This window comes from Adlercreutzia sp. CNCM I-6216 (genome assembly GCF_977113345.1).
Genome location: NZ_CDSBIE010000002.1, coordinates 273,718 through 287,954 on the forward strand (window position 1 = coordinate 273,718; position 14,237 = coordinate 287,954).

14 protein-coding genes are annotated in these 14,237 nt (G+C 62.4%); 2 read left to right on the forward strand and 12 right to left on the reverse strand.

From position 1 onward, the window contains the following. The 6 genes from ACYVRU_RS02955 to ACYVRU_RS02980 form a co-directional block, all read right to left on the reverse strand. The gene (locus ACYVRU_RS02955) at positions 1-1,647 is read right to left on the reverse strand and encodes a Na+/H+ antiporter NhaC family protein (protein WP_302233508.1); all 1,647 of its coding nucleotides are present in this window, start codon (positions 1,645-1,647) and stop codon (positions 1-3) included. Between the two features lie 272 nt (positions 1,648-1,919). Further along, positions 1,920-3,500: a sodium:solute symporter family protein gene (locus ACYVRU_RS02960; protein WP_302233509.1), complete on the reverse strand. Its 1,581-nt coding sequence runs from the start codon at positions 3,498-3,500 to the stop codon at positions 1,920-1,922. 99 nt (positions 3,501-3,599) lie between these two features. Beyond that, entirely contained in the window at positions 3,600-3,878 is a 279-nt protein-coding gene (locus ACYVRU_RS02965; protein WP_461185702.1) for a hypothetical protein, read from the reverse strand. Between the two features lie 320 nt (positions 3,879-4,198). Beyond that, positions 4,199-5,149: an alpha/beta fold hydrolase gene (locus tag ACYVRU_RS02970; protein WP_461185703.1), complete on the reverse strand. Its 951-nt coding sequence runs from the start codon at positions 5,147-5,149 to the stop codon at positions 4,199-4,201. Between the two features lie 86 nt (positions 5,150-5,235). After that, positions 5,236-7,458, reverse strand: coding sequence for a 2-succinyl-5-enolpyruvyl-6-hydroxy-3-cyclohexene-1-carboxylate synthase (gene menD / locus ACYVRU_RS02975; RefSeq protein ID WP_227069457.1), 2,223 nt, complete (start codon positions 7,456-7,458; stop codon positions 5,236-5,238). A gap of 75 nt (positions 7,459-7,533) precedes the next feature. Next, positions 7,534-8,841, reverse strand: coding sequence for an isochorismate synthase (locus ACYVRU_RS02980; RefSeq protein WP_114548574.1), 1,308 nt, complete (start codon positions 8,839-8,841; stop codon positions 7,534-7,536). A 346-nt stretch (positions 8,842-9,187) separates the two neighbouring features. Between ACYVRU_RS02980 and ACYVRU_RS02985 the strand changes: the two genes are divergently transcribed. Continuing rightward, entirely contained in the window at positions 9,188-9,487 is a 300-nt protein-coding gene (locus ACYVRU_RS02985; RefSeq protein ID WP_147270640.1) for a hypothetical protein, read from the forward strand. A gap of 281 nt (positions 9,488-9,768) precedes the next feature. On the opposite strand, the gene ACYVRU_RS02990 is transcribed toward ACYVRU_RS02985, so the two are convergent. The 4 genes from ACYVRU_RS02990 to folE form a co-directional block, all read right to left on the reverse strand. After that, complete coding sequence (locus tag ACYVRU_RS02990) at positions 9,769-10,785, reverse strand: RelA/SpoT domain-containing protein (protein WP_114540094.1); 1,017 nt, start codon at positions 10,783-10,785, stop codon at positions 9,769-9,771. Further along, positions 10,782-11,240 carry a Panacea domain-containing protein gene (locus tag ACYVRU_RS02995; RefSeq protein ID WP_114548573.1) on the reverse strand — a complete coding sequence of 153 codons (459 nt, stop codon included), beginning with the start codon at positions 11,238-11,240 and terminating at the stop codon, positions 10,782-10,784. The genes ACYVRU_RS02990 and ACYVRU_RS02995 overlap by 4 nt, the downstream gene beginning before the upstream one ends. A gap of 114 nt (positions 11,241-11,354) precedes the next feature. Continuing rightward, positions 11,355-11,630 carry an ACT domain-containing protein gene (locus ACYVRU_RS03000; RefSeq protein ID WP_022741206.1) on the reverse strand — a complete coding sequence of 92 codons (276 nt, stop codon included), beginning with the start codon at positions 11,628-11,630 and terminating at the stop codon, positions 11,355-11,357. 107 nt (positions 11,631-11,737) lie between these two features. Next, on the reverse strand, positions 11,738-12,301 hold the full coding sequence (gene folE, locus ACYVRU_RS03005) for a GTP cyclohydrolase I FolE (protein WP_114548572.1): 564 nt from the start codon (positions 12,299-12,301) through the stop codon (positions 11,738-11,740). 115 nt (positions 12,302-12,416) lie between these two features. Here folE and mscL point away from each other — a divergent pair, with 115 nt between their 5' ends. Continuing rightward, positions 12,417-12,896, forward strand: a complete 480-nt coding sequence (gene mscL / locus ACYVRU_RS03010; protein ID WP_114548571.1) for a large conductance mechanosensitive channel protein MscL — start codon at positions 12,417-12,419, stop codon at positions 12,894-12,896. Between the two features lie 69 nt (positions 12,897-12,965). Here the strand turns inward: mscL and rlmH are convergent, their stop codons facing one another. Then, positions 12,966-13,436, reverse strand: coding sequence for a 23S rRNA (pseudouridine(1915)-N(3))-methyltransferase RlmH (gene rlmH, locus ACYVRU_RS03015; RefSeq protein ID WP_114548590.1), 471 nt, complete (start codon positions 13,434-13,436; stop codon positions 12,966-12,968). Between the two features lie 3 nt (positions 13,437-13,439). Next, complete coding sequence (locus ACYVRU_RS03020; RefSeq protein ID WP_114548570.1) at positions 13,440-14,225, reverse strand: exodeoxyribonuclease III; 786 nt, start codon at positions 14,223-14,225, stop codon at positions 13,440-13,442. Between the last annotated feature and the right edge of the window lie 12 nt (positions 14,226-14,237).

Sequence of the window (14,237 nt, forward strand, 5' to 3'; positions counted from 1 at the left end):
CTATGCCTTCGCCTTCTTCGACGCCTCCATGCGCACGAGCACCAGCACGGCGATCACGATGAGCACCACGCCGAGCGCCAGCGAGATCCAGGGGTTCTTCGTGAAGCCGGCGATGATGTAGCCCACAAAGCACACGATCATGACCAGCGTCGCGTAGGGAATCTGCGTGGCCACGTGGCGCAGATGGTTGCACTTCGCGCCGGCCGAGGACAGGATAGTCGTATCGGAGATGGGCGAGATGTGGTCGCCGTAAACCGCGCCAGCCAGCGCCGCGCCCACGGCCACGAGGAACAGCGGATCCTCGGCCGCGAACACGCCGATGATGATGGGCAGAATGAGCGCGATGGTGCCCCAGCTCGTACCCATGGCGAAACCGATGAAGGCCGCCACCACGAAAATGACGGCCGGCAGAAGGTCGAGACCCACGCCCAGGCCATTCAAGAAGCCGGACACGAACTCGCCGGTGCCCAAGAGGTAGCGGCAGCAGCCGCCGAGCGACCAGGCCAGCACGAGGATCATGATAGCGCCGATCATGGAGCGCACGCCTTCCGACATGGCCTCCACGAAACCGCCCAGGTTCATGAGCTTGCGCGGCAGGAACATGCAAGCGGCCACCACGAGCGCCACGCAGGCGCCGATGCACAGGCCCATGACCGGATTCTCGCCGACCGCCGTGGCGAAGTCGACGCCGCTGAAGAAGCCGCCCATGTACATCATGCCCAGAATGGAGAACACGATGAGCACCAAAATGGGCACGATAAGATCCCAGATGGTACCGCGCTCGGAGATGTTCAGGCCCTTGTACTCCTCAATGGCCCCGGCGGCGGCGTCGTCGATGTCGCCCTCCTCGGTCACCACCGTGGGGATGTTCGGCGCGCCTTCCAAATCGACCTGGGCCTTGTCGGCGATGCGGGCGAGCGAGACCGCCTCAAGCGCCGAACCCTCGGGGGGAATGCGCCCCTCGGCATCGGCCTGAGCCGCGGCCATAGGGCCGAAGTCCTTCTGCAGGAACAGCATGAAGAACACGAAGAAGATGGTCAGCAGCGCGTAGAAGTTGTAGGGGATGGAGGCCACGAAAGTGTTGAAGCCGTCCTCGCCCATATAGCCGCCCACAGCCACGGCCCACGAGGACACCGGTGCGATGATGCAGACCGGGGCCGCCGTGGAGTCGATGATCCAGGCGAGCTTCTCGTGGCTGACGCGGAACTTGTCCGTCACCGGGCGCATGACGGCGCCCACGGTGAGGCAGTTGAAGTAGTCGTCCACGAAGATGATGATGCCGAGCAGCGCCGTGAGAATCGAGGCCGCGCGGGCGTTCTTCACATGGGTGGTGACCCACTCCGCATAGGCGCGGGAGCCGCCCGCCGTGGCGATGACCACGGTAAGCGCTCCCAGAAGCGCAAGGAACAAAAGCAGCGCCCCGTTGCCGGCTATCTGCTCGGCCATCATTTGGGGCACCATGGTGAACGAGGCGACGAGCTGCTCGCCACCGGCGCCGTTCAGCGTGAACTGGTAGATGATCATGCCCGTGAACACACCGATGGTCAGCGACGAATACACCTCCTTGGTGATGAGCGCCAGGACCAGTGCCAGAATCGGCGGCACGATGGACCACAGGCCCGTGGCAATGAGTTCGAACCCTTCCATGACCTTCCTTCCTCAAGAGGCCGAGGGCATGACACCCGCGAACGCGCGACCCCGGAGCGCGATGCGAGCGCTCAGCGCGCGAATGCGCAATGCGAACGCTGCGAGCGCTCTGCACGTGACAACGAAACGCGGCCGTCGCCGGTGCCCTGCCCCCGGCCTTCTGGTGACAGAACAGCATAAGTATATCCGAGTTAGTCAGAGAAAAGTCCCGCGATCACACGGGACTTTCCAGGTTTCTCATCTTCAGTTGTGACGGTTGTGACTTTCCGCACTTACACGTCGGCGGCGGCGCTTACCGTGGCGCTTTCCAGCTCCTCCTGGGCGAGCTCGCGGTCGTACTCGCGGTCGATGGCGCCTTCAGTGGTCGGCGGCTTAATTTGGAAGGGGACCGCCGGTGTGAACAAGCTTACTACCGGCACGATGACCAGCGAGATGATCATGCACAGCGCACCGCAGTTGATGGGGCTCGCGATGAGCGGCACGCCGCCGGACAGCGCCAAGCCCATGTTCACAGCCGTCAGGCCCACGCCCACGGCGAACGAGCACCACACGCTCGCCTTCGAAATGCGCCCGGAATACAGGCCCCACAGGAAGGGACCGAGGAACGAACCGGCCAGCGCACCCCAAGAGTAGCCCATGAGCTGGGCGATGAACACCACCGAAGAGTGGTACTGGAACAGCGCGATGAGCGCCGAGATGGCAATGAATACCACGAGCAGGCCGCGCATCCAGATGAGCTGCTTCTTCTCGGACATGTTCTTGATGATGTTGCCGTTGATGAAGTCGATGGTCAGGGTAGATGACGACGTGAGCACGAGCGACGAGAGCGTCGACATGGAGGCCGACAGGACGAGTACGATGACCAGGCCGATGAGCACGTCAGGCAAGGTGGACAGCATCGTCGGGATGATGGAGTCGTAGATGGGCGTGCCGTTAGCGGCGTACTCGATCTGGCCCTCGTAGAGGCGACCGAAGCCGCCGAGGAAATAGGAGCCGCCGGCCACCACGAAGGCGAAGATGGTGGAGATGATGGCACCCTGCTTGATGGCGGGACCGGTTTTGATGGCGTAGAACTTCTGCACCATCTGCGGCAGACCCCAGGTGCCGAGCGACGTCAGGACGACCACGCCGAGCAGGTTGAACAGATCGGGCCCGAAGAAGCTGACGAAGGGACCTTGCATGGCCGAACCCTCGGCGGGGATCTGCGACAGCGAAATGATGGCCTCGGAGAAGCCGCCGTTGTTCAGGATGACCGCCACGATGACAGCGATAATGCCGAGCAGCATAACGATGCCCTGAATGAAGTCGTTCATAACCGTAGCCATGTATCCGCCAAGCACCACGTAAACGCAAGTGACCACCGCCATGCCGATGACGCATACGTCGTAGGGCAGCGCGAAGGCCATGCCAAACAGACGCGACAGACCATTGTAGACGCTCGCGGTGTACGGGATGAGGAACACGAAGATGATGGCCGCCGCCGCGATGCGCAGGGCGCGGGAATCGTAGCGCTTGCCGAAGAACTCCGGCATGGTGGATGCCTGCAGGCGATGGGTCATCTCGCGGGTACGGGGGCCTAAGACCCACCAGGCGAGCAGCGAGCCGATAATGGCGTTGCCGATGCCGGCCCACGTGGCCGAGATGCCGTACTTGAAGCCGAACTGGCCCGCATAGCCGACGAACACCACGGCCGAGAAATAGCTCGTGCCATAGGCGAAGGCGCTCATCCACGGACCGACGTTGCGGCCACCCAGGATGAAGCCATCCACGGTGCCCGTGTGCCGACGGCAGTAGATGCCCACCGCCACGGCCACGGCCACGAAGGCGATTACCAAAAGAACTTTCGCGATCATTTCCCTCTTCTTTCCTTCCAGTGTGCGGATACGTCCGATGGCGCACACGACTTTTCGCCCGGGGCTACAAAAAAATAGCCACGGGCGAAAACCCGTGTGCTATTGGTATCGGAACTCAAATTGTGGGGAGACCTCGCGCAGGGACTGCTGGGCTTCATGCTGGCTGGCAACAGCGCGGGCCGCCTCGGCGATACACTGAGCCGCCTTGTGCGCACTGGCCAGCGCGCGCTCGACCGCGTCGGTGCAACACTGGGCAGCCTTATGCGCGCTCATGAGGGCGCAGGCCACCGCATCGCGCGACTGCCGGGCGATGTGCTGGCTTGCCACAGCGAGCGCCGCCGCATCCATGCCACCTTTATGTCCCTGAACGAAAATCATGGCCGACACTTTAGCACAATAAAGTGTGTTTGTGGGTCATAATTTGGAAAAGGCGGCGAGAAGGTGCTGCAGCCACGACTGTCGCGGCCATGGCTTAGAAGATATCAGGAAGCCGCGATGACATTAAGTCCCTTTCGCGACTTCGAGTTCCTTTTTGGCTTGAAAATCACGAAAAATCGGCGCGATCGGAGTAGTAGAGACTTTTTTGTAATACGCCACCTGGGAAAACGAGCGCTTTTGTATTACTGAGAGGCCTTTTTGGCGCTCTTCGCCCGATCTTTCGTGATTTCTAAGCCAAAAAGGCCGCGGGAAGGTCTCTTTTAGGCCCCGTATCCGATCTTTCGTGATTTTGAAGCCACATTTCGCGCCAAGGCATCTCCATCAAGAACATCTTCAGCGAGAACGCCTTCAACGGTTCCCGCAAAATTGGAAGAGGCTTCGAGGTGCGCGTTGTGGCCAGCATCGGGGACGAGCGCCGTGGGAAGGCCGGCAGCGCGGACGCGGGCGGCTACCGCGGAGTACTTCTCATCAAGAACGCCGGCAACGTAGAGCACCGGAACGCCGCGGTTGGCCAGGTCGGCAAGGACGCCAAGCGTAACCGCTTCGGCAGCTTGATGGTGAGCGCCCCAGGCTTCCAGAGAGCGGGTCAAAGGCTCTGCATCGCGGGAGGTGCGCTCGGCTCGAATGGCGGCGCGCGCTTCCGCGGGAAGCGCCTGCTGGCTGGCGAACAACGGCAGCGTTTCCCACCAGTCCATGAAGGCCGCAACGCCCTCATCGCGAAGCCGCTGAGCCCAAGCGCCATTGCGCTCGGCTAAGGCGGCCCGAGCGGCTTCGTCGGCAGGCCCGAGCCCCGCGCTTTCTAAAACAAGCCCAGCCAGCGGCAGATTGGGATAGCGCACCACGGTTTCAGCGGCGATGCGGCCGCCCATGGAATAGCCAACGAGCACGGGCGCGGCATCGACCTGCGCGACCAAACGCACAATGGCCGCCACCCGATCACACGCCGCATCGAGGGAGGTCAGCGGGTCGCGCACCGCCCCGGAGACGTTTTTGGCATTCGCGTCGCCTTCCACGCCCTCCCCGTCTTCCCCGTCTTCCCCCGCCTCCGTACCTTCCAAAACTTCCTCAACGCTTGGCAGCTTGAGGTCGCCCTTGCACTCGTACAAATCGGGTGCATAGGCGCGGTGACCGGCCGCCTGCAGCCGCTGCGCTACCGCATCCCACGACACAGGCGTTTGAGCGAACCCGTGCAGAAGGATGCAGGGGGCCATCCCTTCACCGGCAGATCTCACCACGGTTCCACCGCGTCCCTCCGTAATCGTCCCGCCATCGCACAACTCACCCGAACCCATAAGCGTTAGCGCTGATAGGGGGCGTAGCGGTCGCGGACGCCGCGTAGGGGCAGGGCGACCTCGATGAGGCTTATGCCCGGCGTGCCGAGGAACTGCTCGTAGGCGCTGCGGAAGGCGCCGACCGTGTGCACGCTGGCCGAGGGGATGCCGAAGGCGGCGGCGGCTTCGGTGAAGCGCACGTCCTGGGGCGCGAGGAACAGCCGCTCGAAGTACGGGTCGGCGGAGGCCTGGGGCAGCATGTCGAAGATGGCGCCGCCGTTGTTGTTCAGAAGAACGATGACCAGCGACGGCGTCTCTGCGGATCCGCGGCGCTGGAGCAGCATCTCGCGCTGGAGCGCCAAACCGGAAAGGTCGTGCAGCAGCGTGAAGTCGCCGGTAAGAAACGTCGTCTGGGCGAAGTGCTGCGCCGCGCCTACCGCCGTGGAAACCACGCCATCGATGCCGTTCTGTCCACGATTGGCCATCACAGCCAGGGGCTTTCCGTCCTTTACGTAGAAGGTGTCCACGGCACGGATGCTCATGGAATTCGCCGAAAAGAGGCACGAGCCTTCCGGCGCCAGCTCGAGAAGCGAGCGCACGTAGGCGCCTTCCGTGGCCTCGGAATCGTGGGTGGCCACGCCGTCCCATTCCACGGCGAGAATGCGCAGGCGCGCCTCGTCGTTGAGGGCGACCCAGGCATCAGCAAAGCGGCGCTGAGCCTTGCGACCCTCGGCACGCCAGGGGCTTCGCACGAACCCGAGGGGCGTCGTGCCCACGAACACGTCTGTGGCCGCGTTGAAGTCGCGGGTCTCAGCGATGTCGACGGCCAGGGAGACGGGGCGCGTCCTCTCAAGCAGGGCGGTTGCGCTCTTCGAGACAGGATAGCGACCGAAGCGGATGACCACCTCGGGCACGGGACAATCGGCGCGCGCGCAGAGGTTGTCGTAGTTGTCGATGATGAGCGGGTCGTCGATGGAGCGCAGGCCCGACAGCGGATCGGCGAGCACGGGCAAGGACAGCTTGCGGGCCCAGGCGAGAATCTCCTCCGCTTCGGCCACGGTTTCGCAGGAGCCTTCGCCGGCGAGCACGAGACACGGCCGCTTCCACAGAAGGCGCTCGATGGACTCGATGCTGGCCTGGGGCAATGTGCCTGCGGGGCCAACGAGCGGGCCCAAATCGAGAAGGGTGCCGTCCTTCGCGGCGATACTGGCGTTGCGAGCGCCCAGAGCGAAGCAGTCGTGGGCGGCACGCTGCATGGCCTGCAAATCGGCGCCGGCGAAATCGGGCTTGAGCGGGGCATCGAAGGGGAAGTTCACGTGCACGGGGCCGGCCAGGTGCATGCAGGCACGGGAAGCCACCTGCAGGTTTGGGTTGTAGTTCACAATGTCGCCGGCCTCGTTGTAGAAGATCGGCTGGGAAGAATCGGCCTCTTCAGCGACTGCGGCCGCAAAGTCGCCAGCAGCATCCCGCGCGGGAGCATCGGCGGGAGCGCCAGCGATCGCGGAATTCGCCGGCATCGCGACGGTGGCAGCAGGATCCATCGGCAGCGCAACGGTGGCAGCAGGATCCATCGGCAGCGCGGCGGCTCCGGAGCCAGCTGAAACAGCAGCATGCTTGCCGAGGGAAGCCGCCGCGATCGCAGAATCCGTCCCTTCCAGCGCACCGGTCGTCGCGGACTCGCGCAACCCCTCCTTTGCCGGCGCCGACTCGCGGTAGGGAGCCAGCGTAGCCGTCGGGCCAAGCGCGGCGAGCACCGCCTCGCGGGCCGCCTGGCGGGCAAAGGCAATGTCGCGGTCGCGGCCGCGCGGGGTGGGCATCGCGCGGAAGGAACGCACGTGATTGCCGTAGGCCTTCAGCTGGTCGGTGGTTTGCGGCGCGCCGAGGCCCTGCAGCTGCGGGGGCCGGTCGCCAGACAGAACGATGAGCGGCACCCGGGACGTTTCCGCCTCGATAACCGCCGGGTAGTAGTTCGCCAAGGCCGTGCCCGAGGTGCACACGAGCGCCACGGGGCGACCGCTCGCCTTCGCAAGGCCCAAACCGAGAAAAGCCGCCCCGCGCTCGTCGATATCCACGTAAACTCGCAGATCCTGGGGTCGGCGCTGCTCCAGTTCGTAGGCCGCCATGGCCAAGGCCGTCGACCGCGAACCGGGGCTCACCACCACCTCGCACACGCCCCAGCGCACCATCTCGTCGAAAAACGCCGCCACGAACAGCGCGGTATCCTGCTGATGAGTCGTCGTTATGGGCATCGCCACTTCCTTTCGCGAATTTCGTCCGTCCATGATAGCGCACGAAACGCCCCCGGAGAGCCGCGCGACAAGAGGCTACGCGCCGAAAGCGGAAAGGATGGTGCGCAGCTTCAAGTCAATTTCCTCGTACTCGGCGTCCGCATCGCTCTCGCCGACGATGCCGCAGCCGCCGTAGACATAGCCCATCTCGCCGTCGAAAACGCCGGTGCGCAGGGCCACGGAAAACTCGCCGTCGCCGGCGCCGTCCACGAAACCGCAGGCTCCCGCATAGAGTCCGCGGTTGTAGGGCTCGATGGCCCGCAGCAGCATCTTCGCCTCCCCCACCGGCGTGCCAGCCACGGCGGGGGTGGGATGCAGGTCCTCCATGAGGTCGGCCAGCGTGATGCCAGCGAGCACACGGGCGCGGGCCGGCGTGAACAGGTGCTGCACGTGGGCAAGCCGCATGATCTCGGGCACTGCGGGCACATCCACGTCGTAGCAAACACGGTCGAGCACGCTGCGGATGAGCTGCACCACATAATCGTGCTCGGCGCGGTTCTTCCCGTCAGCCATGAGCGCCTCCGCCAGCGCATCCGATTCCGCCGAGGTGGCCCCCGTCGGGCACGTTCCCGCAAGGCACATCGACGCCACAGCATCGCCGCGTTTGCGCACGAGCAGCTCCGGCGTGCAGCCGCAGAAGAAGACGTCGGCGTAGCGGTACAGAAGCACCGTGCCCCGGGCGTCGCCGTCGATGAGGTTCACGAGCAGATCCTTCGACGAGAAAGGATGCTCAGCCACAAGGCGCAACCGACGCGAGAGCACCACCTTCGACACCCGGCCCTCCCCAATGGCCGCAAGCGCCGCACCCATGGCCTCGTCCCAGGCCTCGCGAGAATCGGGCTCGAGGGAAAATGGAATGACCGCGCGTTGGCGGGGCGGTGCAGCGGCCACCATGCGCGTGAAGCGAGCCACGCGACCGGGATACACCGGACCGAGCGAGTTTACCTGGAGAAACCGCCCGCGTTCGTTCTCGATGAGCACGATTTCCGGCAGCATGAACCGCAGCCGCGGGAAGGAGGCCATCAACTCGTCGGCCGGCGCGGGATTGGTGGCGTCGAAGCGGTTGAACGAGAAGAACACCGGCGGCTGGCCGGCGCCAGCCCCACCGGCGACCTCACTAGCAGCCGCACCAGTCGCAACCTCACGCAGCGAGCTGCCCTCGCCGTACTCGTATTCCACATCGCGCAAACTGGGCAGCGCGATGCAGCGGCCGAGTCCCATATAGCGGGTCGGGTTCTGCTTGTCGTAGTAGACGAACTGGTCGGTGAATCCTTTCTGCAGCCAGCAGAACGCATCCACCACATCCGCCTCAATGGGCACATTGCACGTGTAGATTCGGGTCATCTTCCGTCCCTGTCGCCTTCGGAGCCACCACTGATTGCCGACTATTCTAACGCTTAACCGACAGCAATCCGCCAAGCAAGCCCATGATGCTCGAAAAACGGGGCGCCCCGAAGAACCAACCAAAACCTACCCGTTCCCAAATCAATGCCAACCAGTTAATTACACATTTACATACCCATTTAAGCGCGCGCTACCGACAAGCCCGCAACGAACAGCAAGCTTAAAAAGGAGGCACTCGCCTCCTTCAATCGACGCAAAGATGCGTTGAGGGAGATCATCGATGGCCGTTGATGACGCACGCCTGAGAGCGGCGGTTGACGCAATCACTGATGTTGAAGGGCTCTCTATGGATCCCGATTCCCTCGTTGAAGACGTCTATCTTCTCGCCTACGCCTTCCCCGAGGACGATGATTTCGAAGCGGCCGTCGCGAACACCTGCCGCGCCCTTACGGCGCTTATCGCCGAGCGCGTTAGTGCCAGCATGCTCAAGTACGAGTTCGACACTTGGTCGTCATACCATTACCAGCCCCGCGTCGCCCAAGGCGCCCGCGCCACCTGCCGCATCATATTCCGAGGCACCGAAGGCAGCATCGAGTCAGGGACTTCGGCCACCGCCGCATCCCCAAGGATTTCTACCAGCGCATGAGCAGCACCCATAATTAACAGCGCGCAGAGAGCGAGGCAATCTTAAGACCCTATGCGGCCATGAATACAAAGGCGCCCCATCGTTGAACGGAGCGCCCGTTTCGCTGTTTCTCATTCGCGCAGCAATATAGTTTCCCATAAACTGCCGTCCTACATCAGCGCTTTGCAGGCTTCCCAGGCGCCGCCGACCTCTTCGCCTACCACGCGGTAGATGCGGCGGGTGGAATCGTAGACGAGCGGCCGCATGCGGGCGAAGTCGACGCGGCCATCTTCCTGCCTTTCTTACGCAAACGCGTCCAAATGCTTTTCGATGAGTTTGAGGAACTCGGAAATATCGCCAAAGTAATTGGGATACAGCTTCGCGAGGTTTTCCTTGGAAGCTCCTTTTGTAAGGACCAGATCACGGCTACCGTCGCGGTCGGCGCCCTCCTCTTCGAAATATCGAGAAAGGGCCGCTATGGAATCAAGCGGTGTAAGCTCGAGCGTTTGCTCGTCCGCGACGAGGTCAACGAGATAGTAGTCGGCGACATCCCTATTCGCATCGTCGGAGAGAAAGTAGACGGCGTTACTGGCGGCTTTAAGCGTTTCCTTTGCCTCAATGGCATAAGACAACTCCGGCCTCCCGTCGGCGAGACCTCGAATAGCGCTCGCGTCAATTTCTCCCTGTTCTTCTAGTTGGGCAATAAGCACAGCCGCCTTCTTGAAAAACCGTCCAGCAGGGTTATCGATCTCATTGAATTTCAACCGACTTTTCACAGCCACATCGTGCATCTCCACTGCCGTTGCCCAAGCATGTTGAAGCACCGTCCGCAGCTGAACCTCAACAAACAGCTTATGGCCGCATTTCAGATCGCAATAATGCAAGATCGCATGTTTTCCGCGATAGCCACTCGGACGAGGGTATGCAATGTAATCATGGCGCTTCGTTTTCGGAGCATCGAATGCAGGCAGGCAAGCGATCTCGCTATAGACACGCTCAAGTGTCGCTAGATCGGGCACCACCAGTCGGCATCCCGCAATGTCGTACATCGTCTGAAGATCGGAGGGAGCGTCCGGCCTTCCGAGCTTATCGACAATCGTCGGCAGCTTCTTGATTCGCCCCGCAATAAGCACGTCGGAGCCGACCGCGTTCAGGCCCTCTATATCCCCGAAGGCTCGCTGGAGCGCCTCGGCGTGAATCCCTCTCCAGTAATTCACAACCTCGAGCGCAGTCGCACGATCCTCGGAAGAAGAAAGCGGGGAAGTCAATGCCTCCCCCGCTTTTCCTACCTTGGTTTTCGAAATCCAATTTGCGCTCATGCGAACACCGGGTTGCCAGCCGGCCTCGTTTCGTAATAGGCCTTCATGCAACCGATAGCAATGGGCCTTTTCGATCGCGCATTGGGCGCTAGCCCACTGCGAGCATTAAGCCACGGAGCTTCGCTATGAGTCAATTCGCTGAGACTGGCTCCCGTCCAGTTCTTCAGGCAACCAACGACATGGTCGATCGCCGCGTATTCGTATTCTGTAAGAGCGTGCTCCAACAAAGGACCGAAAAAGCCGCGCGAAACTACGAATTCGCCTTTATGCCTCTTGAACAAATCTGGAGCCACGGGCCCATTTGCCCATGCCTCAAACTCTTCGGGGAAAAGCGGTGTTCCATGCTCAACCAGATAATACGCCTGGCTATAAAAAGTCAGCTTCTGGAGCTTCATGGTTGAAACACTTCCGAGACACTCGAGAATATACGCTGCCACGTCGACGACATGCGCCATAAAGCTCCTCCTTTCATTGGACTTTCATTCTACTCGATCAGTCAAGCGGGAATGCCACCAACCACGCCCTTTCCCTGACGCGCAAAAGGCATCGGGGGCTAAGCGCGGTGTTGCCTAAATCTCATACATCGCTTGGAAGACGTCCTCGCGTTGGATGAGAACCTGCATGGACAGGCGTTCGCCGTCGGCGGCCAGGCGCTCCTGCACGGTGTTGAAGTCGGCGACGGCAGGATCCAGCGTCACCATCATGGTCATGGAGAACATGCGGCCCTCGCCGAGAATCGTCTGGGAGATGTCATCGATGTTGGCGCCGCAGTCGGCCAGCGTCGTGGCGATGGCAGCCACCACGCCGGAGCGGTCCTTGCCGAGGACGGAGATGACGCACTTCATGGGAAACCTTCTTTCTAGTGGGGACGGAATCCTTCAACTCGCTTGCGCCCGCTTAGGCTGGCGCGGGCAGATGCTTCATGCTCGCCCGCAGCGAAACGGGCATCGCTTTAGTGGCGGAAAATCAGCGACAGCGCCTCGGAACGCGCGTCGGCGTCGGTTTCGAAGCAGCCGCGCACGGCCCGCGTGGTCGTTTTTGCGCCCGGCTTCTTCACGCCGCGCATGGACATGCACATATGCTCGGCCTCCAGCACCACGATGACGCCGGCGGGATGCAGCGCTTCCACCAGCGTGTCGGCGATCTGCCCGGTCAGGCGCTCCTGCACCTGGGGGCGCTTGGCGAAGCCGTCCACAAGCCGTGCCAGCTTCGAGATGCCGCAGATGCGGCCGTCCTCGCCGGGAATGTAGGCCACGTGCGCCTTCCCGAAAAACGGCGCCAGATGATGCTCGCACATGCTGAAGAAGGGGATGTCGCCCACCAGCACGATTTCCTCGTGGCCCTCGTCGAAGGTCACGTCGAAATGCCGCGACGGATCCTCTTCCAGGCCGCCCAGCACTTCCTCGTACATACGGGCCACGCGCGCCGGCGTCTCCCGCAGCCCCTCGCGCTCGGGATCTTCCCCGACGCCTTCCAAAATCAGACGGACGCCTGCTTCGATTTTCGCTGTATCCACGGTTGTCGTAACTCCTTGTAAACGGTTGGCGCCATGTTATCACGACGCTATGGACACACGGCAAAAGAGCGGCATAATACCTTGGCAGAAGGTTTCACGCAAGAAGGGATCGACCATGAAAAGCCTCCTGGCCGAGTTCAAAGAGTTCATCAACCGCGGCAACGTGATCGACATGGCCGTCGGCATCATCATCGGCGCGGCGTTCACCGCCATCGTCACGTCGCTGACCGACGACATCATCAACCCGCTCATCAAACTCATCACCGGGGGCAACGGCACCGATGTCGCGGGCCTCACCATCCCCGTCGCCGGCACCGAGAACGGTATCGATTTCGGCGCGTTCATCAGCGCCATCATCAACTTCCTCATTGTGGCGTGGGTCGTGTTCATGATCGTGAAGGCCTTCAACAAGATGAAGGACGGCACGGCGAAGCTGCCCTTCTTGAAAAACGCCAAGGGCGAGGAAGTCATCGAGCATGCCCCCACCTGCCCCTTCTGCTTGGAGGAGATCAACGTGGGCGCCACCCGCTGCCCCCACTGCACCGCCGAGCTGCCCGCCCCGGCCGAAGTGACCATCGAGATCGTGAAGAAATAGATCGTAGGCGAAAGTCGCTTCACGCGCGCCGAAAGCCGTCTTGAACGATGGCTTTCGGCGCGCTTTCTATTACTTGTGATAGGGCTCGCCGCGGGAGATTTTGAAGGCGCGGTAGAGCTGCTCGAGCAGCACGACGCGGGCCAAGTTGTGGGGCAGGGTGATGGGGCCGAAAGAGAACGTCTCGTCGGCGCGTGCCCGCACCGCATCGCTCACGCCGTCGGAACCGCCGATGACGAAGGCAAGCTCGCTTGCGCCGCGCAGGGCCAAATCGTCCAGGTGGCGGGAGAAGTCGACACTCGAGCGCTGCTTTCCCTCGATGGCCATGAGGATGACGTGCGCCCCCTCCGGCACCGCCGCCAGAATGCCTGCGCCCTCGCGCTCGAGGGCCGTCTCCACGCCGCCGGCGCGGGCCGGGTCGACATCGGGAATCTCCGCCACGGTCACCTTCGCGTAGGGGCGCAGCCGCTTCAAGTATTCGTCGCAGGCCGCCACCCAGAACTTCTCCTTCAGCTTGCCCACGGCAACGACGGTTATCTTCAGCATTTATATATCCAGCTCCAGGCCGACCGGGCAGTGGTCGGAGCCTTCCACGTCGTCGTAGATGCTGGCGGCCACCACATGATCGCGCAGCGCATCGCTCACGAGGAAGTAGTCGATGCGCCATCCCGCATTCGTCGACCGGGCGCGGAACCGGTAGCTCCACCAACTATAGCGGCCCGTCTCGTCCGGATGCAGCAGGCGGAAGGTGTCGGTGAAACCGGCGTCCACCAGCTCGGTGAACTTCCCGCGCTCCTCGTCGGAGAAGCCCGATGCCCCGCGGTTGGGGCCCGGGTTCTTCAGGTCGATCTCCTCGTGGGCCACGTTGAAGTCGCCGCACATCACCACCGGCTTCGGGTCGCTGGAGGCGCCGTCGGGCAGCACGCCGGCCTCAAGCCCCTTGCAGAAATCGCGGAAGGCATCGTCCCATTCCATACGGTGATCGATGCGCGCGAGCTCCATCTGGGAGTTCGGCGTGTACACGTTCACGAACCAGAACTGGGGGAACTCGCAGGCCACGATGCGTCCCTCGGCATCCAGGTACTCGTTGCCCAAACCGTGCAACACCCGCAGCGGCTCCTCGCGGGTGAACACCGCCGTGCCCGAGTAGCCCTTCTTCTCGGCGGCGCTCCAGTATTGGTGGTAGCCTGGCAGATCCAACTCCACCTGGCCCACTTGGCACTTCGTCTCCTGAATGGCGAAGATGTCCGCGTTAAAGGCGTCGAACACTTCCAGGAAGTTCTTCTTCAGCACAGCACGAATGCCGTTCACATTCCACGAAACAAATCGCATGGGACTCCTTTG

Bases quoted from the DNA above. Each gene is read 5' to 3' on its own strand.
- ACYVRU_RS02955 (WP_302233508.1), bottom strand. From the start codon at position 1,647: ATGGAAGGGTTCGAACTCATTGCCACGGGCCTGTGGTCCATCGTGCCG.
- ACYVRU_RS02960 (WP_302233509.1), bottom strand. From the start codon at position 3,500: ATGATCGCGAAAGTTCTTTTGGTAATCGCCTTCGTGGCCGTGGCCGTG.
- ACYVRU_RS02965 (WP_461185702.1), bottom strand. From the start codon at position 3,878: ATGATTTTCGTTCAGGGACATAAAGGTGGCATGGATGCGGCGGCGCTC.
- ACYVRU_RS02970 (WP_461185703.1), bottom strand. From the start codon at position 5,149: ATGGCCCCCTGCATCCTTCTGCACGGGTTCGCTCAAACGCCTGTGTCG.
- menD (WP_227069457.1), bottom strand. From the start codon at position 7,458: ATGCCCATAACGACGACTCATCAGCAGGATACCGCGCTGTTCGTGGCG.
- ACYVRU_RS02980 (WP_114548574.1), bottom strand. From the start codon at position 8,841: ATGACCCGAATCTACACGTGCAATGTGCCCATTGAGGCGGATGTGGTG.
- ACYVRU_RS02985 (WP_147270640.1), top strand. From the start codon at position 9,188: ATGGATCCCGATTCCCTCGTTGAAGACGTCTATCTTCTCGCCTACGCC.
- ACYVRU_RS02990 (WP_114540094.1), bottom strand. From the start codon at position 10,785: ATGAGCGCAAATTGGATTTCGAAAACCAAGGTAGGAAAAGCGGGGGAG.
- ACYVRU_RS02995 (WP_114548573.1), bottom strand. From the start codon at position 11,240: ATGGCGCATGTCGTCGACGTGGCAGCGTATATTCTCGAGTGTCTCGGA.
- ACYVRU_RS03000 (WP_022741206.1), bottom strand. From the start codon at position 11,630: ATGAAGTGCGTCATCTCCGTCCTCGGCAAGGACCGCTCCGGCGTGGTG.
- mscL (WP_114548571.1), top strand. From the start codon at position 12,417: ATGAAAAGCCTCCTGGCCGAGTTCAAAGAGTTCATCAACCGCGGCAAC.
- ACYVRU_RS03020 (WP_114548570.1), bottom strand. From the start codon at position 14,225: ATGCGATTTGTTTCGTGGAATGTGAACGGCATTCGTGCTGTGCTGAAG.